This window comes from Clostridium sp. OM02-18AC (assembly GCF_003481825.1).
Classification (GTDB): domain Bacteria; phylum Bacillota; class Clostridia; order Lachnospirales; family Lachnospiraceae; genus Brotaphodocola.
Genome location: NZ_QULW01000001.1, coordinates 121,046 through 143,673, shown reverse-complemented (window position 1 = coordinate 143,673; position 22,628 = coordinate 121,046). Strand labels below are relative to the sequence as shown.

Below are 22,628 nucleotides of genomic sequence, written 5' to 3'. Positions count from 1 at the left end.
CGCTGCAACGAGTGTTATTATATACGATACCACCCGTTTGGTCAAGCACTTTTTTCAAAAAATTTTATTTTTTTCAAATTTCCTGAAAAAGTGCCTGATTTACGCAGTTTTGACGCTCTGTTCCTCGCGCTTTTTTTCCAATATCATTTACATACTGCTGTTTTCTTCTCCGGTTTCCGCGCTGCCTTTTGCAGTGTTCTCTTCATCGCTTTTGGAATCTGGTTTCGCAGTACTGCTTCCCTGATCTGCATCGTGACCGGTTTCTGTCTTTTCTTTTTGTGACTGTTCTGATGAATGATGTATTTCAGAATCTGATTTGACATCTGCCTTAGAATCCGCTTTCGCATCTGATTTCAGTTCTGCTTTGACATCTGCCCCGGAATCTGCTTTCGCATCTGATTTCGTATCTGTTTTGGCATCTGCCCTGCTATTCTCATCCTCATCCGTATTCTCGTCTGTGTTCTCAGCATCTTTTTTGTATGCTTCAGAAGACTTAAGCTCCTCTGCAATCTCCGGGGCATCAAAATAGCCCTTTACGGTCGTAGCAGTCGTATCCCCCTTGCGGGTAATACCGCCCAGGACAAAACTGTACGTTTTTCCGCCTTCCAGGGCATCCGTCTCTACGATGCAGCTGTCACTTTCCGTTTCTTCGATCCGTGCTGCATAGGAATTCCCGTCCTCGTCCCGCACGGATACTGTCGGATTTTTCCAGCGGACATAATCTTCAAAATAAATGTAGATGCGGCCTTCCTCATAATCCACATAATCGATCTTTACCCTACCCTGACGGATTTCCTCCTCTGTTTCCAATTCAGACTGTGACTCTGCCACGGTTTCAACTGCAGACGTTTTCTCTGCAGTGGTTTCTTCCGCTTTTTTCGATGTTTCCAAAGTTTCCGGTTCGGTTTCCACGCTGCTTTCGGTCGCTTCCGGTGTCTCCGTTTCCTGCGGTTTCGTATCCGCATCCCGTGAAGATTTCGCCTCATCCGCAAATTCTCCCAGACTTAGGGAATCCTTCGTGATCTCCCTGGCGATTTCTTCCATGTTCATGGTAGAAAGCCGCTTCATATCATCTTGCGTTAAGTTCCGGTTCTGGTCGATCAGTTCCTTTAAAAAATAAGCCTTTCCGTAAGAAATCCCATACGTATCCGCAAGACTGCGTACTTCATCCGCTTCGATCACCTGCTGGTCATAGACGACTGCATCCACCTGGTTTTCCTTTAATGTCTGTTCAATGTCTTCCACCACGCTGGTGCGCAGGGCGGATGCCTTTTTCACGCTGTCGTTGCTGACGGTGACCAGAATCGCATTGTCCAGATCATCCAGATAACCATGCGTTACCATGGATCCGATCACTGCATTGACCGCCACGTTGAGTTCAACACCTTTGAGGTCCATATCTTCCATGATCGTTCTGGCATCTGCATTCAGAGGCTCCGCCTTTAAGATCCGGTTTTTGCGGCTGATGGAAAGCTCTACACTCGGATTGACATCGATTCCGATTACAGAATCGATCTGGCGGTTCTGATACTGATAATGCCAGACACCTCCTGCGGCCGTCACTAGGCACAGACACGCTGCTGCGACCGCTGCCATGCCACGGATACGGCGCTGCAGCGTTATGATTTTTTCCTGACCGCGGTCCGCCTGCGGCCTTAGCTGCGGCACAGAGAGATCCAGTTTTTCAAAGACATCCGGCGTGAGCGCATCCAGAGCCGATTTCAGGTGCTGTTCAATTTCCTGGCTGCTCATGTTCCGGCTTTCCATTGTCTGGCTTTCCATTGTCTGGCTTTCCGTTTCCTGGCCGTCCGTTGTCTGTCCACTGGTTTCCTGCTGTTTCCTTTCCCGGTCACCATGTTCCAGTTTCTGCGTCTTCCTGTCCATATGCACTCACACCTCCTCTCTCAGATAATTCTGCAGTTTTTTCATAGCCCGGTTATACTTCGACAGTACCGTAGCGAGCGGCATGCCAAGCCCGGAAGCGATTTCCCGGTGTTTCAGACCGGAAGATGCATGCAATAAAACGATCTGGCGTTCATCTTCCTTCAAAATTTCCAGTGCTGCCTCTAATACCATGGCATCCGTCATCTGCTCAAGCGGAAGGCAGAGTTCTCCGGTCTCTTCGCCGGAAAGCTCATCCAGTCCCACATCTGCCATGCGTTTCTGATCCCGGAACTTCATATAACACAGATTCCGGGCAATGGTAAACATCCACGCAAGGGGCTTTCCCTGCGGCTTATAGCTGGCCGCAGAAGTCCATATTTTCAGATAGGTTTCCTGCAGAACTTCCTCCGCATCCTGCGGATTTTTCAGGATCGATAAAATAAAACTATATACACTCCTGTCTGTCTCCAGATAAAGCTGGTGAAACGCTTCCCGGTCACCCTCTGCTACCTGTTTTAAAAGTTCCTCCTGATTCAATCGACTGTTCCTTTTCCTTCCTCACAATCATTTAATGCGTTCCCGGCAATTCTTATTGCAGAAAATAGTAATTTATTCCTGATGTTCTTCCTGCCGGTAGCTGTTTTCCACCGTAACAATGCAGGCGCAGCGGCTATCCCGCTCCCGCACCTTTTCGCAGACCTGCCTGGTCAGTTCTTCCCGCATCTGTCTGGTATAATCCCGCGGCACCACCAGATCAAAGATCAGGTTGATGCGGGTCGGACTCTGGACAATACGAAAATCATGCAGAGTCAGACGGGAATCCAGATGCAGGATCACATCGATGGTCATCTCTTTTAAAATCGCCGCAAGTTCATTGTCGGTCTCAACCGGATCCATGTGGATGACCAGAAAAATACCAAGCTTTTCCATCGCATCGCGTTCAATCCGATCCACCACCGCATGCGACACTTCAATATCGACCTTGCTCGGCACCTCCGCATGGATTGATGCCATGCTGCGGCTTGGCCCATAGTTGTGCACGATCAGATCATGGCTGCCAATGATTCCGTCATAGCTTTCCACAAAATCAGAAATTTTTTTGTAAACCTCCGAATCGATGGCCTCGCCCAGAAGCGGAGCAAGTGTATCCTTCGCAATGTTGATGCCCGCGATCAGGACCAGAACCGAAACCACCAGACCAATGATGCCATCGATGTTAATATGGAAGAAACGGAATACAAGCAGAGACACGATCGTCGCTGAGGTCGCGCCCACATCTCCCAGGGAATCCGCAGCAGTTGCCATCATCACCGTGGAATGGATCTTCTTTCCCAGCTTCCGGTTATAGGAGGCCATCCACAGTTTCACCAACACAGAAAACACCAGAATTCCAACCGAAAACAGACTAAAACTCAGGGTTTCTGGATGCAGGATTTTTTCAACCGCAGTCTTTAAAAGCGAAAAGCCTACCTGAACAACCAGAAAGGCAACCACAAAGGCTGCAATATATTCCATGCGTCCATGTCCAAATGGATGCTCCTCATCCGCCGGTTTTTCCGCCATACGCACCCCGACAAATCCGATGATCGAGGACGCCGCATCCGATAAGTTATTAAAGGCATCTGCCATAACCGAAATACTGTTTACCAGAAATCCCGCAAATAACTTGGAGCTGAACAAAAAGAGGTTGCAGCAGATTCCAAGAATACTCGCCAGCATTCCATATGCAGTCCTTACCTTTGCATTTTCTACATTTTCATAGTCTTTTACAAATCGTTTTACTAAAAAATTGATCATAATCTTTTCAACGCCATACCTTCCTCACAAGCCTTTACTCATAAAATACCTTCTGCAGACAGAGACCTTCCGCCGGCGCCGTATAACCAGCAGCCTGCCGGTTCAGTGCCGCAAGGATCTCCGGCATCGAGCCTGCATCCCGTTTTCCAAGCCCTGCCTCGATCAGGGTTCCAGTCAGAATGCGTACCATATTCTGCAAAAATCCAGTTCCTTCAAATTCCAGCTTCACCAGACTGCTGCCCGCATCCTGCTTTACGTCAATCCGGTAAATGGTCCGCACGGTAGATTTTTTCATCTTCTTATTTCCACAAAAGCTCCTGTAATCGTGGGTTCCGCAAAGAAGCCCCGCCGCTTTCTGCATCGCATTTACATCCAGTGGCTGGCCAAGCCCATAACAGGTCCGGCGGGAAAATACATCGCGCTTTGCCCCGGTTTCGATCTGATAGGTGTAGATTTTCTTCACCGCACTCAAGCGGGCGTGGAAACGCTCCGGTGCCGGTGTCAACTCGGTTACGGCGATATCGTCTGGAAGATACTGGTTACAGTAATCACGGATCCAGTCTGCCACAGCGAACTGTTTCCGATCGTGAGCCCCGTTTTTGTGCCAGTCATTTTTCTGGTTTTTTTCCTGATTCGGTCCGCCATTCTGATTCTGGCTTCCCTCCGGTTTCCAGCTATCCGGCAGGTGAAAGTTTGCCACCTGTCCCATCGCATGCACACCGGCATCCGTGCGTCCGGAGCCATGCACTTCCACAGAAAATCCCGTCATGCGCTCCAGCATCTTTTCCAGCTTCCCCTGGATCGTATTTTCGGTGTTGCCCTGCTTCTGCCAGCCATCGTACCGGGTGCCTTCATATTGTATGATCATTTTGTAATTTTGACTCATAAGCGCTCCTTAATCAGATAAAATCACATCAGCAGACCCAGAAATGCCGCCGACTGGCGGCATTTCGTGGCCTGCTGCTTTTTAATCAAACTTATTTCAGAATCCCGCACGCCTCAATCGCTGCGATGCCCTTCTTTAACTCCGGCTCATCCTGGACGAGTGCCATGCGCACATAGCCTTCTCCGGATGGTCCGAATGCGCTGCCTGGTGTGACAAGCACTCCGCTTCGCTTTACCAGTTCCACCGCAAATTCTTCTGAATTTGTAAAGGTTTCCGGGATCGGTGCCCACACAAACATCGTTGCCTCCGGCTTTGGAATCTTCCAGCCGATGGCATTTAAGCCATCGCAGAGCACATCGCGGCGTTTCTCGTAAGCTGCACGGGTTGTCTTAACGCAGGCCTGGTCACCGGTGATCGCTGCAACCGCTGCTTTCTGGATCGGCAGGAACATGCCGTAATCCATATTCGATTTAAGGAGTTTTAAATGCTTCACGACCTCCGGATTGCCCACGCAGAAGCCGATTCGCGCGCCAGCAAGACCGTAAGTTTTTGAGAGGGAATTAAACTCGACACCAACCTCTTTTGCCCCCGGAAAACGAAGGAAGCTTCCGCAATGTTTTCCATCAAATACCAGTTCACTGTAGGCATTGTCGTGAAGGACAGTGATATCGTATTTCTTTGCAAATGCGACCAGTTCTTCATAGAAGGAATCCGGTGCCATCACAGCAGTCGGGTTATTCGGATAAGAAACGATCATAAATTTTGCACGCTGTGCCACATCCTCCGGGATATCGGAAAGGCGGATCACATAGCCATTTTCCTTTTTCTGCGGCATATAGTAAAGCTCTGCCCCGGCCAGACGCGGACCATCTGCAAATACCGGATAGCACGGATCCGGAACCAAAACCAGGTCACCCTCATCCACGATAGACATGGCGATGTGAGCCAGTCCCTCCTGGGAACCAAGCAGGGAACAGATCTCCGTGTCCGGGTCCAGCGCTACCCCATAACGGCGCTCATACCAGCCGGAAACCGCCTGCAGCAGATCTTTCTGGTCATTGATCGCGTAAATATAATTGTTTTTATCGGCTGCCTCTTTGCAGAGCACGTCGAGAATATGCTTCGCCGGCGGAATGTTCGGCGCACCGATGCTTAAATCCAGCACACTCTCCCCGGCTTCCAGTCTCTGGCGTTTCATCTCGGCAAGTCTGGAGAAGACGCCCTCTCCAAACCGGTTCATTCTATTTGCAAATTTCATAATCATTCTCCTCCGTAACTCCGGCACATATCCAGGCTTCACAACCGCCTGAAACATTTTCCATTACATTTTGTGCCATCTCATATTTTTCATAAAAGATTAGGCTTATTCTACCACAGTTTATTTAAAAAGTCTCGACTAACTTTACAATTCCCCGCACATCCTCTATGATTAAAAAAGTCACAAATAAAGTTCAAATTAAAGGAGTTCACCATCATGCTTACCATCGGATGTCATCTTTCCTCCTCCCGCGGCTACCTTGCCATGGGAAAGGATGCCGTTAAAATCAACGCCAACACCTTCCAGTTTTTCACCCGCAATCCCCGCGGCGGGAAAGCGAAGGACATTGACCCGGAAGATGTCGCACAGTTTCTTGCCTTCGCAAAGGAACACAGAATCCACCAGATTCTGGCACATGCCCCTTATACCTTAAATGCTGCTTCTGCCGACGAAGGGCTCCGCGACTTTGCCCGCCGCACCATGGCCGATGACCTCGTGCGCATGGAATACACCCCGGGCAGCTGCTACAACTTTCATCCCGGAAGCCATGTCAAACAGGGGATGGAAGTCGGCATCGCCTACATTGCTGAAATGCTAAATGCTATTTTAAAGCCGGAACAGACCACCACGGTTTTACTGGAAACCATGGCTGGAAAAGGAAGCGAAGTCGGCGGGCGTTTTGAAGAACTGCGCGAGATCATCGACCGTGTGGAATTAAACAGCCATCTGGGCATCTGCCTGGACACCTGCCATATCTGGGACGGCGGCTACGATATTGCAAACCATCTGGATGAAGTTCTCGCCGAATTCGACCGGATCATCGGTCTGAACCGGCTTCGCGCCATCCACTTAAACGACAGCTTAAATCCCCTTGGCGCCCACAAAGACCGCCACGCAAAGATCGGGGAAGGCTGCATCGGAAAAGATGCGCTGATCCGCGTGGTGCAGCATCCGGCTCTGAAAGATCTGCCGTTTTATCTGGAAACACCGAATGAGCTGGATGGGTATGCGGCGGAAATCGCGCTGATGCGGGAGCATGCAAGGTAAACTGCAGGCATCCGCTGATTCAGAAAAATCCTGGTTCGGAACCGTATCCGTAAAACCTCAGCATAACAACAAAATGGAATCGAAGCCAGATACATCATCCAGCTTCGATTCCATTTTTTCGATTCCATTTTTTGTATTCTGGTTGAATTATACTAGCTTCCTGTAACTTCTCCAGAAGTACAGCACCTCTGCCACTCCCGTGATTGCCCAGGAAAAGAAATACAAAAGATACAGTGAAGTAAGCGTATGGAAATGGGCGAAGATCGTAAATACCCAGATCACACGGAACACACAGGATCCCAGAATCACAATGATCGTCGGCGGGATACTCTTTCCGATTCCGCGGGATGCCGCAATGGAACAGTCCATGAATGCGGAAATCGCATAGGAAAAGCTCATGACATAGAGGCGTTCCCGTCCTGCGTGGATGACGGCTTCTTCCGTTGCAAACAGCGATAAGAATTCATGCCCGAACACAAGGAACAGAATGCCAAATGCTGCTCCGATTGCAAAAGCATAGGTCAGGCAGATAAAATAGCTTTTTAATACCCGGTCTTTCTTTCCTGCGCCGAGGTTCCGGCTCATAAAGCTGGCACAGGCAGTATAAAAAGCAAACATGGAATTGTAGACCAAAGGGTCTGTGTTTGCGGCCGCCGCGTTTCCGGATACGGTAACTGCATCAAACGAATTCACGCCTGCCTGCACAAACAGATTCGCGATCGCAAAAATGGCCTGCTGCAGACCGCCCGGGATTCCAAGCATTAAAACAGCCTGTCCAGCCACCTTGTGGTAGCGGAGTTTGCTGATTTGCAGCCTGCAGACATCTCTCCGGCACCACAGGTGATGCAGGATCAGTCCCGCTGACAGATACTGCGCCATAACACTGGCAATCGCCACGCCTTCTGCCGCCATATGAAACCCGATGACAAAGACCAGGTTCATAATCACATTCAAGATTCCTGCAATAAACAGGTATACCAGCGGACGTTTTGTGTCCCCTCTGGCACTCATCACGCCGTTGCCGAAATTGTAAAGTCCCAGCGCAGGCATACCAAGGGAATAGATCCGCAAATAGTTCACGGCACCATCCAGCAGTTCTTCCTTTGTATTTAACATGAGAAGAAATGTTTTCGAACAGGTCAGCCCGATGATGCAGATCAAAAGTCCGGTCAGAAGACAGATCAGGCAGGAGGTATGGATCGTTTCCTGCGTTTCCCTCTGGTTTCCGGCTCCCAGGCTGTGGGCCACGCGGACATTGACTCCGCTTCCCATGCCAATCAGAAATCCGGTAAACAGCGTGACCAGAAGGCTGGTCGACCCAACCGATCCCAGCGCCCGGTAATCCGCGAAGCGGCCCACCACAGCCACATCGCTTAGGTTGAACATGACCTCTAAAAGCTGGGAAAAAATCAGCGGGCAGCTGAACAGAAAGATATTCTTCCAGAGAGACCCTTCTGTCATGCTGACCGCAAATGCCTGATTCTTCTTTGAATCCGTATGATTTAATTTGTCAGAGCCCTGATTACTGCTCATACAGCTTCAGACTCTCCATAATGATATCGACACAACGCTCAATTCCAAGCTTCCCGCTGTTTAAGCTCAGATGATAGTTTCTTGGGTTGCCCCACTCATTTCCGCTGTAATACTGGTAGTAATCGCGGCGCTTCTGGTCAATCTGGCGCATACGGTTTTCCATCTTCTTAGCGCTTTCCTGCGGCTCTAATGCTAACATACGCTCCACACGTTTTTTCATGCCAGCACAGATGAACACATGGAAGCCGTCCTCCACCAGAATATCGGAGCAACGGCCGATGATCACGCAAGGGCCTTCCTGAGCCAGCTTTTTGATGATCTGGGACTGGGCCATAAACACCTGGTCGGATACCGGAACTTCATATAAAGGAGAAAACGGATTCACGGATACATAATCGTGATCGATCCGCTCCTTGTTTCCAATGACTTCGTCGTGGCTGTGGAAGACTTCTTCGGAAATGTTGCTGTCCTCTGCCGCCATAGAAATGATTTCTTTATCGTAAAACGGGATGCCAAGTTTTTCTGCCAGACGGAACCCCACCTCACGTCCACCGCTGCCAAACTCACGGCTTATGGTAATGACTCTGCTCATAATTGTTTCCTCCTCTCCGGTATCTTTCCCATTTTCCGAGAATGCTTCACACGATTCCATGTGCAGCACCCTGCTGCATTGTTTTCGGTCACCACGCCCTTTCAAAAAGGCATGTACTGACACCGTAAACCGCACGGATACCGTGTCTCCATCTTAGCATGTTTGTCCACAGAAAGCTACCGCTTCCGACAAAATTATGCACCAATTTTCCTTAATTTTGTCGCCTGCTGCAATTTCACCCTTCTTCATCGGTCCATGGATTTATTCTGCCCCGGTGCGCCTGGAATTTTCCAGAAATTCATACGCGATCCGCTCATCCCCGTTTGCGAGGTAAATGATCCCGCATCTCTGAAATCCGTTTTTTTCCAGCACATGCTGCATCGGAAGATTATTTCTGTGCGTGTCGATCCGCAAATCCCCGCCGCTGTGCTTCGCGCACCAGCGGATGCCAAAAGATCCGGCTCCTTTTACCCGCCCCGGTGCTGCCACGCGGTGCATGATATGATAGTTTTCATTCCCGATCCAGCTTCCCTCATAGATCTTTGCGTAATCCGGATCTGGTCCTTCGGAAAAATAGAATACTCCGGCAAGGATTCCCTCTGCCTCACAGACATAGCTTTTTCCTTCGCGGATATCTGCTTCTACCTGCTCCACAGGCGGATATGTGGTTCCCCACTGGCTTCCATTTCCGGTTTCCTGCATGAAGGTCCGCGCCTGTGCATATAACTTCAGGATTTCCTGCAAGTCCTGCGCTTTCGCTTTTCTTATTTTCATTTTTTCGCTCGCTACTGTTCACGCACGCATGCGCGGAAACGAGCTTTCCAATTCAAAAAACCGCCCCCCGTGATCAGTAACTTCTACTCCATTCTTATTATTTGAGATTACGACTAACGGATGAAATTGGTTCTTGCCCGCTCTTCTCTTCCGATTGGTGCGGTAATTCCGGCTTTCTTTCCAGCCTCCAGGCACTTGATTACCCACGCCATGTTGCGTCCGAGGGTCCGCATGGTCTGCAGTCCTTCGAGATCCTGCATCACTTCTTCCGGTTTGTTGCCATGTACCATGTTCCAGTACTGGGAACCAACCGTTACCATGTTTGTGATGCCGAAATATTTATTTAACACATCAAAGGATGCTGTCGTTCCGCCGCGTCTTGCAGAAAGCACTGCCGCACCCGGCTTATACGCAAAGGCACTGCCAGCGGAATAAAACAGGCGGTCCAGGAAGGAAAGCACTCTTCCGCTTGGATGCGCATAATAAACCGGGCTTCCGAAGATAAATCCGTCCGCATCTTTTGCCTTTGCAGCTACCAGATTTACCAGATCATCCTCAAACACGCAGCGTTTCAGCTTGCCGCATGCACCGCAGCCAATGCAGTCCCGGATCGCATCTTTTCCAAGCTGGATGATCTCGGTCTCCACGCCCTCTTCGTTCAATGCCTTTGCAGCCTCACTCAGTGCTGTAAAAGTACAGCCATGTTCGTTTCCACTTCCGTTGATCAGTAATACTTTTGCCATGTGAATCTTCTCCTTTCATTCTATCCATTGTTTTTCGATTCGTCTTTTTATCTCTTTCAACCGGACAACCAGTTTTTCGATGCAGACAGCCGCAATCTGCCGGCATATCCTGGTTTTCCAGCCGCGGATCGTAACTCTTTCTACTTATTACAAGAGTCCTGCTACCCTCATGAGATGCTTCGCCAGCACTGCCGTTGTCACCGCACCAACACCGCCCGGTACCGGAGTTGCCGCCTGGGCTTTCTCTAAAATGGTATCGTAATCCACATCTCCGCAGAGTTTTCCATTTTCATCCACGTTGATGCCAACATCGATCACAACTGCGTCGTCGCCCACATAATCGCCGTTCAACATTTTCGCGCGTCCGGCCGCTGCCACCAGGATCTCCGCATTGCGGCAGGTTCCTGCCAGGTCTTTCGTTCTGGTGTGACAGATGGTGACAGTCGCATTTTCCTTTAACATCAACATGGAAAGTGGCTTTCCGACTACCATGCTGCGTCCCACGATCGTCACGCGTTTTCCGGTCATCGGAATCTCGGCTGCCTTCAATACCTCAATGACTGCCTCTGCGGTGCACGGCGCAAAGCCACTGTTGTCGCCCGCAAATACCTTCGCGATGTTTACCGGTGAAATTCCATCCAGATCCTTTTTCGGATCGATCATCTGCTCAATGTCCTTCTCGCAGATCTGCTTTGGCAGCGGACGAAGCAGCAAAATACCGGTCACATCCGAATCCTCATTGATTTTGGTGAATTCTGCCTTAAATTCTGCATCCGAAATGTCAGCCGGATACACATAAGACTGCACGCGCAGTCCGAAGTTCTCCATCTTCTTGGTTGCACCGCGCTCATAAGACATATCATCCGGGTTCTCTCCCACCCGTACAATAGCCAGTTTTGGTGCCTCCCCGGCTCTGTTTGCAAGCGCTGCCTGCACTTCTTCTTTGATCTTGGCAGAAACCTCTGCACCTTTCAATACTCGCATGGAATGTCCTCCCTTATATTCTCTCCGTATTCTGGAACTCGCTTCTTCTCCTTTGTGTATTTTCTATTTTAAAATACACAGAAGCCTTCAAACCACACTGCGTTATCCAACCAGCTGCTTAAACACCTTTGCATAGATCTCATCCGCCTGTCTGGCTCCCTCTTCGATCAGTTTTTTCGCCTTTGCATTCAGTTCTTCCGCCTTTTCCCGGTTTTTCATGGACTTTGTATTGATGTATACGTTCATAACTGCGCCGGTCAGTGCCGTTCTAGCAAACTGCACAGCCACACCGACATCCGACACAGCCATGCGACTGCCTTTCTCACCGAGGAATTCCAGGATCTCTATGGTTTCCAAAGCCTTTTCCATCATCTGAAGCGGTACCAGGCTTGCCGCAAGCAGGTTTTCTTCCATAATGCGTGCTTTTACCTGTTTTTCCTCCTCCGTAGAAGCTGGAAGACTGTAAGCCGCAGCCAGCGGTGCAAAGACTCTGGCATCCTGGTCTGCCAGATCCAGAAAATCATTCTGAAGTGCCTGCAGCTTTCCAATCAGCTCCTGCACCTTTTCTTCCACGTCTGCATATTTCTTTTTTCCAATTGTCAGATTCGATACCATCTGTCCCAGTGCTGCTGCCACCGAACCGCCCAGAGCAGACGCACCGCCTCCGCCCGGAACCGGCGCTTTCGATGCCAGCGTTTCAAGCCACAGTCCCATCCGTTCTTTCTCTATCATAAAAGGAATCCTCGCTTTCGTTCTTTTGCCTTTACTCTCTTTGGCTCTCTTGCGCTCGTTCTCGTGACGCAAGTCACTCGATTTCCTCGCCGTTCGCCACATTATACCATAGGAAAAGAAAGAACGCCAGTCCGTGAGTGGATTGGCGTTCCAAAATTTGCATTCGAAAGTCTGCACACTTTTTTTCTGCTTCGTGCCTGTAATTCCAGTAAATCAGGAAAAATGTACTTGCTACCGCAGCTGCTCCATCGGGTCTTTTCCGAGGATTCCCGGCTCTGTCATGGTGTATGGGTTCAGCACGGTATTTAACTGTTCCGCATCCATCAGACCCTTTTCCAGAATCAGATCCCGTACCTGACGGCCGGTGCGCAGCGCTTCTTTCGCAATGTTTGCTGCTGTCTCATAGCCGACATACGGACAGATCGCGGTGATGACACCGATGCTGTTCTCTACCTCTTTGCGGCAGTGCTCCTTGTTCGCGGTGATTCCGGTAATACAGTTGTCCACCAACGTCTTGACTGCGTAGGTCAGCGTCTCGATCGATTCAAACAAATTATAGAAAATGATCGGCTCAAAGGCATTCAGTTCCAGCTGTCCGGCCTCTGCTGCCATCGTGATCGTCACATCGTTTCCGATGATATTGAAAGCAACCTGATTGACCACCTCCGGGATAACCGGGTTGATCTTGCCCGGCATGATGGAAGAACCATTCTGTCTCGCCGGAAGGTTGATCTCGCCAAAACCGGTTCTCGGTCCCGATGACATCAGGCGCAGGTCATTGGACATCTTGGACAGGTTCACGGCACAATTTTTCACAATGCCAGATACGGAGGCATAGCTGTCCAGGTTCTGAGTCGCATCGATCATGTCGTAGGACTGCACCAGCTCCTCACCGGTTAACGTGGACATATTTTTTACCACGCGGTGAAAATACTGGACATCCGCATTCAGTCCGGTTCCGATCGCGGTACCGCCCAGGTTTAAGCAGCGGATTTCTTCCTTCGCATTGTCGAACCGTCTGATATCGCGGCGGATGGCCGATGCATACGCGTGGAATTCCTGTCCCAGGCGGATCGGCACGGCATCCTGCAGCTGGGTTCTGCCCATCTTGATCACGGAATCAAACTCTTTCGCCTTGTCCATGAGTGCCTCTTCCAGGCGTTTCAGCTGCTCCTGCGCATTGCCAAGCAGCTTTAACGCTGCCATCTTTCCGCAGGACGGGAATACGTCATTGGTGGACTGTCCAAAGTTAACATGGTCATTCGGATTGACCAGCTTGTAATCGCCCTTCTTTCCGCCCAGGATCTCGATCGCACGGTTGGCAATGACCTCGTTTGCATTCATGTTCAAAGAAGTTCCGGCACCGCCCTGGATCGGGTCTACGATAAACTGATCGTGCAGCTTTCCGGCAATGATCTCGTCGCAGGCCTGGGTAATGGCCGATGCCCGCTTCTTATCCAGCTCGCCCACCTCAAAGTTGGTGATGGCCGCCGCCTTTTTGATCTGCGCCACACTGTTGATCAGTTCCGGATGCATTTTCAGCCCCGTTATATTAAAATTCTCATAAGCACGAAGCGTCTGAACCCCATAATAGGCATCCTCCGGCACTTCCTTTTCTCCGATCGAATCGTGCTCCAGACGATATTTCTTTTCCTCTTCCTTCATGTTCCTGATCCTCCCATGTATCTTTTCGTCCAAATATCCTGCCATACAAATATTCTATGCTTCCCTGCAGGCTGCTGCCGTTTTCTGCCATCTTGTTCCCGCATTTGTGTCCCGCAGCAGAATCTCTCTTATGTGGTTCTGACATTGTTTGTTCTTGACACCAGTATAATTTGGCACTACACTATTTTCAAATACTTATAAAATCATACTTTTTATAGATGTTTATCTATATCAGGAGGAAGTTATGTTTCAGGGGATGCGTTACGTTTACGAAGTTTACAAAGAAATGAGCTTTTCGAAGGCCGCCCGCAATCTGTTCATCAGCCAGCCATCGTTAAGCGCTGCCGTCAAAAAAGAGGAAGCCCAGATCGGTTTCCCCATCTTCGACCGCAGTTCCAATCCCATTCAGCTCACAGATCTCGGAAAAGAATATATCCGCTCCATCGAGATCATCCTGGATGTGGAAAACGGCTTTCAGAACTATATCCATGACATGCGGGAGATCAAAAGCGGCTCCATCTCCATCGGTGGCACCAACCTCTTCATTTCCTATGTGCTGCCGCCGTTCATTTCCAGATTTACGGAGCGCTATCCACAGGTTCACTTAAATCTGGTCGAAGCAACCACCGCAGAACTGACCGAAAAACTGTTTTCCGGCTCCCTGGACCTTTTGATCGACAACCAGAACATGGATCCTGCCGTCTACAGCAAACGTTTCTTTTGTGAAGAACACCTGCTGCTGACCGTTCCATCCCGCCTGCCCGTCAATGAGACGATGAAAAATTATTCCCTCACCGCTTCTGATATCCTGGAAGACCGGCATTTCAACTCCCGTATTCCACCGGTTTCCCTGGAACATTTCCAGAATGAAAACTTTCTCCTTTTAAAAGGTGGAAATGATACAAGAACACGAGCTGACCGGATGTTCCACAACGCGCACGTTCTTCCCAAAATCCGTTTAGAGCTGGACCAGCAGATCACCGCCTACAATCTCTCCCGGCACGGCATGGGGATCTCCTTCAGCTCCGACACCCTGATCCGCCATGTTCCGGACGCCGAAAACCTGGTGTACTATAAGCTCAACCACCAGGATGCTTCCCGGGAAGTGAACTTTTACTACAAGCGCAGCCGGTATATGCCAAAGGTAGTCAGCACGTTTCTGGATATGATCTGACCGGTTTGAAACATCTGCGTCCAGACTTTTTCGAACATTTTGCCAGAAAATGATTCGTCACTGATCTATAGTATCTATATCACTTATAGATAGTTGTCTATATCGTTTACGTTTACCCTTCCACAAGAAAGTGTCCTTTGGCATTTTCTGGCACTTTCTTGACATTTTTGTCCTCTGATTTTATACTCATTCTAATCAATTACATAAGGGGGGCTACCTATGAAAAAGATCCTGGAAGAATTCAAGGCATTCGCGCTGAAAGGCAACATGATCGACATGGCAGTCGCTGTAATCATCGGCGGCGCATTCAACGGACTGATCACCTCTCTGGTTGAAAACGTAGTCATGCCGGCATTAAGCCTGATCACCGGAAAAATCGACTTCAGCAACATGTTCATCGCCTTAAACGGCGAGCACTACACAACCCTGGAAGCAGCAAAAGAACAGACCTCCGTCATCGCCTATGGTCTGTTTGTAACCCAGCTGATCAATTTCCTGATCATGGCCTTTGTTGTGTTCCTGGTCATCCGTCAGCTGAACAAGCTGTACAAAAAACCGGCTCCGCCTGCAGCACCAACCGAGAAAGAATGTCCATACTGCAAGACCAAGATCGCGATTGCAGCAACCCGCTGCCCGCACTGCACTTCCATTCTTTCCGACGAGATTCAGAAAGAGGCGGCTGCTGCAGTCAAAGAAATTTAATTTAAATGCACGCAAAAAGCTCTGACCACATGGCCAGAGCTTTTATGATGTATACCTTCTTCATTTTTGAGCTGCTTCAATCACACAGCTATGCTTTTTCGTCTTCTTATCGTAATTGATTCCAACCAGAAGGATGTTCCCGGAATAGTCTTCCAGACTCCGGCAATATTCTTTGTCCTTTATCTGCTTCGCTGCACCAGCCGCGTTTTTATCCCATTTTAATTCCACAACCAATGCCGGTTTATCCGGGAATCGTTTTTTTGGAATGAAGACCAGGTCTGCAAAGCCCTTTCCGCCCGCAAGTTCCCTGTGTATCGTATAAAAATTACGTGCAGCATACAATGCCAGCGAAATCGTATAACTCAATGCATTTTCATCGTTATACTGAATATGTGACGTTTCAAAATGAGCCTGCCGCACTCCCTCCGCAACCTGCGCAGGTCTTCCTTCCCAAATAGCCTTCAGCGTTTCAGCGGAATTTTTCAGCGCAGAGGATACCTCTCCCCAATCTGAAACTGCTACCGCATTTACATACTCTGACTGCACTTCATAATTCGGTATAAACACACACCTGGATACACTGTCATATCCCAGATACCCCAAATGAATCAGCAAGGTCAAAACATCATCTTCACTGTGGAAGGTAGTCATATCGTTGGTAAAACTTCCTGTATTAACCGGAACATGATTCCCCGCGATCATATTAAGAATATCATCGCGAAGACCATCAAAATTCATATCGATATAAACCTGCAACGCTTCAAAGGTTTCTGTCTGGTTCCAGTAATTTTCAAGTTTTCCAAACCGCATACAGCTCACAACCGAACGCGGACTATATACGGATGGTTCCTGTTCAAACGAATACCCATCGTACCATCCCTTTACTTCATCCAGATCCATGCGATATTTTTCGCACAGCTTTCGGACCTCTGCTTCTGTAAAACCGGTATATTGTGCCAATGGTCCCGGATCCAGCATGGAGAATTCGTCAAACATATTTAGCGCAGAATGCGTCCCATATTTCTTAATTGGCAGAATTCCTGTCATATAAGCCAGTGCCACATACACCTTATCCTTCAATAAATCCCTCAGAAAGTCCAGATACCGTTCCTGCGCCTCTTTATCCTGCTTATATTCACGGAAAATGCAATCCCATTCATCGATGATAAACACAAACGGGCGATGATATGCCGTATAAATGTCCTTCAGAGACTCCGTCAGATCCGTACGGTCAAAATAAGCTGCATCCGGATACTTCTCAATCAGCTCCCGCAAAATCATCCGTTTTATGCGTGCAATCATTTCCGTCACGTTGCTGCTCCGGCTTAAAAACTCCTGAACATTCAGAAAAATGGTATCGTACTGGTTTAAATGCTTGTGGAAATCCGGTGAAGCAGAAATCTCATATGGTTGAAACAGTGCTTCCGAGCTGCAGCCGCAGCTATAATAAGCCACTAGCATGGCTGCGGCCATCGATTTTCCAAAACGTCTGGGTCTGCTGACGCAAAGATAGCCCTGCATCGTGTTGATCACCCGGTTCGTATATTCGATCAAACCCGTTTTATCTACGTAAATTTCCGAGGCAGCCATCTTGCGAAACTGCTCATTGCCTGAATTCAGATAATTTCCCATGCCACCCTCCTCTTATATTTAAGCTAAGCATAGCACAGCGGATTTTCTTAAGCAAGAACTTCTTTCTGATGCTTCATCGTCCGAAACAAATGCGTGCAAATGATAACGCCCACCATGATCGACAGATAATCCGCCGTCGGCTGCGCATAAATCACACCATCCAACCCAAACAGATTGTTTAAAATAAAAATCAGCGGAATAAAGATCAGTCCCTGACGGCAGACCGTAAGAATGAGAGAAGGCAGCGCCTTTCCCATACCCTGGATCGTATTGATGCACAGGAACAAAATTCCGATGAACGGGGCGGAAAGCTGCAGTGCAATGACCATCCGGATACCATATTCCACGACTTCCGCATCGTTGATGAAGATCTGGATCAGGGACTTTCTTGCAATGAGCATGAACAGGGTCAGCAGCATTCCCATAGCAACCGAAACAATACCGGTAAACTTAAACACCTGCATCAGGCGCTTTTTATTTCCGGAACCATAATTGTAACCGATTAACGGCTGGATTCCCACGCAAAGTCCGATCTGCAAAAGCACCACCAGCATATTCGACTTCATCGCCACACCCATTGCCGCAACCGGCGTATCGCCATAACCGACCAGTGCCTGATTCAGAATGATGTTCGCAAAACTCATCAGAATGTTGTTCAAAGAAGCTGGGATGCCGATTGCCGCCACCGCTATGGCGATTCCATCTCCCATCTTGAAATCCTTCAGATGAATGGACAGCATCGATTTGCCGCGCACATAGTAGCCAATATAAAACAGACATGCCGCAATATTTCCGATCACCGTTGCAAGTGCTGCTCCGGAGACACCCCAGCCAAACACCAGGATCATAACCGGATCCAGAATAATATTTACAACCGTGCCAAGCAGGTTCCCGATCATGGATTCCCGGGATGCACCTTCACCGCGCAAAATATTTGCAAACGCGGTCGAAAACATGATGGTCGGTGCACCAACGGCAATGATCGTCAGATACTGTCTTGCAAAATCAATGGTATTCGCGCTGGCACCGATCAGGCGTAATATCTTCTCCATACAAAGTACGGAAATCGCTGCCACAATGACGCCCAGTCCCAATGAACCATAACAGCAGAATGAACTAATGTGCCAGGCACGGTCCTTTCTCCGTTCTCCCAGTGCTCTTGAAATTGCAGAACTTCCGCCAATTCCAAACAAATGTCCCAGTGCCATAAAAATCATAAATACCGGCGTAGCCAATGACACGGCTGCTACCTGTAGCGGATCTTTTGTCTGTCCAATGAAAAATGTATCCGCCATGTTGTAAATAACCACAACCAGCATGGAAATCATCGTTGGAATCGCCATCGTCGCCACGGCCTTCGGCACCGGGGCATTCTCAAATAAATCTGTGTTTGCTTTCACTTTCTTTTCTCCTTTTCCTGCGTACCTTCCTTTTTAGAACGTTTCTTCCCAAAATCTTTATGCCGATGTTCCTTTTTTTAACGGCATTATGCTTATTGTAGTATTATTCTCATGTAGACGTCAAGTAAATATGAATTAGCTTGCAAAATAGAAACCGGACATCTCGTCCAACTGTTCCTTACAGACGATTGCAAAACAATCCACAAACGATACAATGGAGGTATCCTAGCAAACAGCAAAGCCAGGGACTTGATATGCCAGATGCAGTGGACGCAGCTGTCCAAATCTGCATTAAGCGTGGCATTTTAAAAGATCTGCTGGCTTCTCATCGCGCGGAGGTGGTAGATGTGATTTTGACAGAATATGATGAACAGAAATACCGGGCTATGGAGAAAAAAGAGGGGAAAGCTGAATGTAGGGCTGAGGGCAAAGCCGAGGGTAAAGCCGAATCTGTCATTTAAAATCTTAAAGCTTCGCTTTCATATTGTTCCCGAACAACTCAAACAAGCTATTTCAGAAGAAACTGACTCACAACGTTTAAGTTCATTACTTCATCTTTCTGCCACGGTTTCTTCTCTGGGGGAATTTATCAGGAAAATAAAGTGAGCAAAAAAGACCTTCCAAATTAACACAATACCAAAAGCATAAACCGTTTCCACCGCAAGAGCCGGGAATGTTCCCCGGCTCTTCGTCGTTTTCTATGCTTTATTTCAGCATGGTCTTATAGCTTCCTTCTTCCGCCATCTTCACAAGTCCCTCCACGCCGCACTGCACCATGCTGTCTACAGCCTGCTCGGTGTAAAATGCCATGTGCTGGGTCATGATGACGTTGCGGAACTGGTGCAGATAAAACCAGTTGCGGTTTGCGATGATATCACTTCTGCGGTCACAGTGGATAATGCCTTCATCTCCTTCTGTCGTATCCATGCCGAGCGCACCGATCTGCATGGATTCAATGCCTTCGATGAGTGCCTCGGTGTCGGTCAATCCGCCGCGGGCACAGTTTACCAGGATCACTCCTTTTTTCATTTTGGCGATGCTTTCCCGGTTGATCATATGGCGGGTAGAAGGAAGCAGCGGCATGTGAAGCGTGATGATGTCGCATTCGCGGTACAATGTTTCCAGATCTGTATACTCTGCCATCTTCGCGGTTTCTTCGTTCTGGTGCACGTCGTATGCCAGGATGCGGCAGCCAAAGCCCTGAAGATCACGGATGACCTGCTGTCCGATTCTCCCGGTTCCCATAACGCCTACCGTCATGGCTCTCATATTTTTCCCCTGCAGTCCTGTCAGGGAAAAGTCGTTAACGTAGCCACGCCAGAATGCCTGCTTATACTGCCTTAAGCACATCAGCATCATCATGATGGTGAAATCGGCTACGGCATCCGGAGCATAACTGGCGTTGCATACCAGAATGCCAAGCTCTTTTGCTGCTTCCAGATCGATATGGTCACTGCCAATGGTACGGGTCGACAGGTATTTCACACCCAGGTCGCGGTATTTGCCCAGCAAAGCACGGTCAATTTTTCCCTGACCGAGTATGGTCACGCCTTCACAGCCCGCCACAAGACCGGCATTTTCCAGGGTCGGCACCTGCGTATATTCTAAAATCTCCACCTGGTACTCTTTTGACCAGCGGGCAAACGAGTCTTTTTCATCTGGCCGCACTTCAAACGCTGCAATTTTCATAAGCACATCTCCTCTTCGTTGTTTATGGCATTATTATAAACTCTTTTCGCCAGAATTCCATCTTTTTGGCAAAATAAAACTGCAATGTTTTTTGTTTCACCGGACGCATTTTTCTGTGAAACATAAAAATCCTCTCCCCGCCGTCGCTGTGGCCGATGCCCGGAATGATTTCCAGATCTGCTGCAATCTGATGCTGCAAAAAATTATTCTGGAGATACTTCATGCGGTCGACTCTGCAGCCTCCGCAGAATTCTTCTCCGATCGGTTTTCTGTCTTCTCCACCGACCAGGATCTGAACCGGCACTTTTCGCATTGCCTCCAGATCAATCTCAGTGCCAAAGAGTTCCTTCCAGTCTTTTACGCCCCAGTAGTAGTCTTTTTCCCAGTCCAGGAAAGTAGGACGCCCGGGTGCACTGATCGATACGGCTGCCAGACGGTCCGGGTGCAGATATTTCATCCAGCATACCGAGCAGGATCTCGTCATAACGGATTCCATGTGATTTCATCATTTTATATTCATTGAAATCCTTCGGATCTCCCACGCCCCCCGGGAAAAGCGGAACCAGAAGACAGCATTCTTCTTTCTGCATTTCCAAACAGATTTTTATAGCTTTCTGCAGAAAGTCCTTTGCTCAGTGTATCTTTTTCTGTAGCTGTTTCCAAAGAACTGACTCCTTTTTCTTCAGTAAGCGACCGGTCTCGTTCCTGTAATCTGACTATACCATACCCAGGCATGTTTTTACCAATGCAAAAAGCAACAGGGGTATGCATAAAAGCTTATACCCTGTTGCTTTTCTTATAAAATACAATTTTATAATCTGCGTCCTGTGAGCGTTGTTATTTCACCACTGCCTCGATCGCAGTCTTCAGCTTTCCAACCATCTCATCTACATCTGCCTTCTCAATGACAAGCGGTGGTACAAAGCGGATGATATTGGCTCCGGCACTGATGAGTACCAGATGCTGCTCCAACAGCGCGTTGGTCACAACCGGTCCTACTGCAGCGTTAAACTCCAGTCCCTGGATCAGGCCTTTGCCGCGGTGTGCGATGACGCAGTCATACGCTGCTGCAACCTCTTCCAGCTTCTCCCACAGATAAGCCCCCACTTCTTTGACATGACCGGTAATGTTCTTCTCTTTGAATACGTCAAGAACGGCATTGGCTGCTGCACATACCAGCGGATTGCCGCCGTAGGTGGTTCCATGGTCGCCCGGCACCATAGCGGTTGCTGCCTTGCCGCAGGCAAGGAATGCACCAATCGGAACACCGTTTCCGAGTGCTTTTGCACTGGTCATGACATCCGGCTTCACGCCGTATCCCTGCCATGCGAACATCTCGCCGCTTCTGCCCATGCCGCACTGGATCTCATCTAACATAAGAAGGGCATCGTGCTCATCGCAGAGTGCTCGTACGCCTTTGATGAACTCCTCTGTTGCCGGGTAGATACCGCCCTCGCCCTGAATCGTCTCCATGATCACGGCGCAGGTCTTATCAGAGAACAGTGCCTTGACGCTGTCCAGATCATTGAACTGCGCGAATTTGATATTCGGGATCAGCGGGGCAAACGGCTCCTGGTAATGATCATTTCCGGTTAAGGAAAGTGCACCCAGGCTTCTTCCGTGGAAGGAATGCTTCATGGCAATGATCTCATAATCCGGTGCCATGCCCTTGTTGTAGGCATAACGCTTTGCGATCTTCAATGCGCCCTCAATGGCCTCGGTACCGCTGTTGGTGAAGAACACTTTATCCATCTCGGAAACAGCCAGAAGCTTCTCACCTGCATCGATTGCCGGTTCATTGTAAAACAGGTTGGAGATGTGCGGAAGCTTGTCCATCTGCTCCTTTACTGCATTTTTTACTTCATCACAGCTGTAGCCCAGACCCATAACAGCAATTCCGGCGCCAAAATCCAGATATTCCTGTCCGTCTGTGTCATACAGCTTCACGCCCTCGCCGTGGTCAAATACCACCGGAAAGCGGTTGTAGGTTTTATATAATACGTGCTCAGCACGGTCAATATATTGCTGCTTTTCCATGTCTTGTATCCTTTCTTTTCCTGCTGTTCAAGCATATGCATCCAGCAACTTTTTCATCAGTTCAGGCCGACTTTCTGAAAATTTTCTTTTTCCTCCGCC

21 protein-coding genes are annotated in these 22,628 nt (G+C 48.9%); 4 read left to right on the top strand and 17 right to left on the bottom strand.

What is annotated here, in order from left to right; all coding sequences use genetic code 11:
• Positions 1 to 147: 147 nt before the first annotated feature.
• From DXB18_RS00630 to DXB18_RS00610, 5 genes are all read right to left on the bottom strand, one after another.
• Positions 148 to 1,884 (bottom strand): hypothetical protein, encoded by a 1,737-nt coding sequence (locus DXB18_RS00630; protein ID WP_118705387.1) that lies wholly within the window; start codon positions 1,882 to 1,884, stop codon positions 148 to 150.
• Positions 1,885 to 1,890: 6 nt separating this feature from the next.
• Positions 1,891 to 2,421, bottom strand: coding sequence for an RNA polymerase sigma factor (locus DXB18_RS00625; RefSeq protein ID WP_118544066.1), 531 nt, complete (start codon positions 2,419 to 2,421; stop codon positions 1,891 to 1,893).
• A 72-nt stretch (positions 2,422 to 2,493) separates the two neighbouring features.
• Positions 2,494 to 3,681, bottom strand: a complete 1,188-nt coding sequence (locus DXB18_RS00620; protein ID WP_118544067.1) for a cation diffusion facilitator family transporter — start codon at positions 3,679 to 3,681, stop codon at positions 2,494 to 2,496.
• Positions 3,682 to 3,715: 34 nt separating this feature from the next.
• Positions 3,716 to 4,567, bottom strand: coding sequence for a tRNA pseudouridine(38-40) synthase TruA (gene truA / locus DXB18_RS00615; protein ID WP_118544068.1), 852 nt, complete (start codon positions 4,565 to 4,567; stop codon positions 3,716 to 3,718).
• A gap of 91 nt (positions 4,568 to 4,658) precedes the next feature.
• Complete coding sequence (locus DXB18_RS00610) at positions 4,659 to 5,825, bottom strand: aminotransferase class I/II-fold pyridoxal phosphate-dependent enzyme (protein ID WP_118705385.1); 1,167 nt, start codon at positions 5,823 to 5,825, stop codon at positions 4,659 to 4,661.
• A 216-nt stretch (positions 5,826 to 6,041) separates the two neighbouring features.
• Here DXB18_RS00610 and DXB18_RS00605 point away from each other — a divergent pair, with 216 nt between their 5' ends.
• The gene (locus DXB18_RS00605) at positions 6,042 to 6,872 is read left to right on the top strand and encodes a deoxyribonuclease IV (protein WP_118544070.1); all 831 of its coding nucleotides are present in this window, start codon (positions 6,042 to 6,044) and stop codon (positions 6,870 to 6,872) included.
• Between the two features lie 147 nt (positions 6,873 to 7,019).
• Here DXB18_RS00605 and DXB18_RS00600 read toward each other — a convergent pair whose 3' ends face one another.
• The 7 genes from DXB18_RS00600 to DXB18_RS00570 all read right to left on the bottom strand — a co-directional run bounded on the left by DXB18_RS00600 (position 7,020) and on the right by DXB18_RS00570 (position 13,895).
• The gene (locus tag DXB18_RS00600; protein WP_118705383.1) at positions 7,020 to 8,405 is read right to left on the bottom strand and encodes an MATE family efflux transporter; all 1,386 of its coding nucleotides are present in this window, start codon (positions 8,403 to 8,405) and stop codon (positions 7,020 to 7,022) included.
• Complete coding sequence (locus tag DXB18_RS00595) at positions 8,395 to 8,997, bottom strand: cytidylate kinase-like family protein (RefSeq protein WP_118544105.1); 603 nt, start codon at positions 8,995 to 8,997, stop codon at positions 8,395 to 8,397. The genes DXB18_RS00600 and DXB18_RS00595 overlap by 11 nt, the downstream gene beginning before the upstream one ends.
• Before the next feature lie 261 nt (positions 8,998 to 9,258).
• A complete protein-coding gene (locus DXB18_RS00590) occupies positions 9,259 to 9,771 on the bottom strand; it encodes a GNAT family N-acetyltransferase (protein ID WP_118705381.1) in 513 nt (170 codons plus the stop codon).
• Positions 9,772 to 9,884: 113 nt separating this feature from the next.
• Positions 9,885 to 10,514 carry a flavodoxin family protein gene (locus tag DXB18_RS00585; RefSeq protein WP_118544073.1) on the bottom strand — a complete coding sequence of 210 codons (630 nt, stop codon included), beginning with the start codon at positions 10,512 to 10,514 and terminating at the stop codon, positions 9,885 to 9,887.
• A gap of 147 nt (positions 10,515 to 10,661) precedes the next feature.
• Positions 10,662 to 11,498, bottom strand: a complete 837-nt coding sequence (locus tag DXB18_RS00580) for a bifunctional 5,10-methylenetetrahydrofolate dehydrogenase/5,10-methenyltetrahydrofolate cyclohydrolase (RefSeq protein ID WP_118705379.1) — start codon at positions 11,496 to 11,498, stop codon at positions 10,662 to 10,664.
• Between the two features lie 102 nt (positions 11,499 to 11,600).
• The gene (locus tag DXB18_RS00575; RefSeq protein WP_118705639.1) at positions 11,601 to 12,230 is read right to left on the bottom strand and encodes a cyclodeaminase/cyclohydrolase family protein; all 630 of its coding nucleotides are present in this window, start codon (positions 12,228 to 12,230) and stop codon (positions 11,601 to 11,603) included.
• A 231-nt stretch (positions 12,231 to 12,461) separates the two neighbouring features.
• Entirely contained in the window at positions 12,462 to 13,895 is a 1,434-nt protein-coding gene (locus DXB18_RS00570) for an aspartate ammonia-lyase (protein WP_118544076.1), read from the bottom strand.
• 244 nt (positions 13,896 to 14,139) lie between these two features.
• Here DXB18_RS00570 and DXB18_RS00565 point away from each other — a divergent pair, with 244 nt between their 5' ends.
• Both DXB18_RS00565 and mscL read left to right on the top strand, forming a co-directional pair.
• Positions 14,140 to 15,069 carry a LysR family transcriptional regulator gene (locus DXB18_RS00565; protein WP_243103043.1) on the top strand — a complete coding sequence of 310 codons (930 nt, stop codon included), beginning with the start codon at positions 14,140 to 14,142 and terminating at the stop codon, positions 15,067 to 15,069.
• A gap of 228 nt (positions 15,070 to 15,297) precedes the next feature.
• A complete protein-coding gene (gene mscL / locus DXB18_RS00560; RefSeq protein WP_347560121.1) occupies positions 15,298 to 15,771 on the top strand; it encodes a large conductance mechanosensitive channel protein MscL in 474 nt (157 codons plus the stop codon).
• A 60-nt stretch (positions 15,772 to 15,831) separates the two neighbouring features.
• On the opposite strand, the gene DXB18_RS00555 is transcribed toward mscL, so the two are convergent.
• On the bottom strand, positions 15,832 to 17,403 hold the full coding sequence (locus DXB18_RS00555) for an AAA family ATPase (protein ID WP_118705377.1): 1,572 nt from the start codon (positions 17,401 to 17,403) through the stop codon (positions 15,832 to 15,834).
• 47 nt (positions 17,404 to 17,450) lie between these two features.
• Entirely contained in the window at positions 17,451 to 18,803 is a 1,353-nt protein-coding gene (locus tag DXB18_RS00550; protein ID WP_118544080.1) for an MATE family efflux transporter, read from the bottom strand.
• A gap of 254 nt (positions 18,804 to 19,057) precedes the next feature.
• On the opposite strand from DXB18_RS00550, the gene DXB18_RS00545 reads away from it, so the two are divergent.
• Positions 19,058 to 19,264 carry a hypothetical protein gene (locus DXB18_RS00545; RefSeq protein ID WP_118544081.1) on the top strand — a complete coding sequence of 69 codons (207 nt, stop codon included), beginning with the start codon at positions 19,058 to 19,060 and terminating at the stop codon, positions 19,262 to 19,264.
• Positions 19,265 to 19,508: 244 nt separating this feature from the next.
• Here the strand turns inward: DXB18_RS00545 and DXB18_RS00540 are convergent, their stop codons facing one another.
• The 3 genes from DXB18_RS00540 to DXB18_RS00530 all read right to left on the bottom strand — a co-directional run bounded on the left by DXB18_RS00540 (position 19,509) and on the right by DXB18_RS00530 (position 22,529).
• Positions 19,509 to 20,492: a D-isomer specific 2-hydroxyacid dehydrogenase family protein gene (locus DXB18_RS00540; RefSeq protein WP_118705375.1), complete on the bottom strand. Its 984-nt coding sequence runs from the start codon at positions 20,490 to 20,492 to the stop codon at positions 19,509 to 19,511.
• Between the two features lie 22 nt (positions 20,493 to 20,514).
• The gene (locus DXB18_RS00535) at positions 20,515 to 20,949 is read right to left on the bottom strand and encodes a hypothetical protein (RefSeq protein WP_207665745.1); all 435 of its coding nucleotides are present in this window, start codon (positions 20,947 to 20,949) and stop codon (positions 20,515 to 20,517) included.
• 380 nt (positions 20,950 to 21,329) lie between these two features.
• Positions 21,330 to 22,529: an aspartate aminotransferase family protein gene (locus DXB18_RS00530; RefSeq protein ID WP_118705371.1), complete on the bottom strand. Its 1,200-nt coding sequence runs from the start codon at positions 22,527 to 22,529 to the stop codon at positions 21,330 to 21,332.
• Between the last annotated feature and the right edge of the window lie 99 nt (positions 22,530 to 22,628).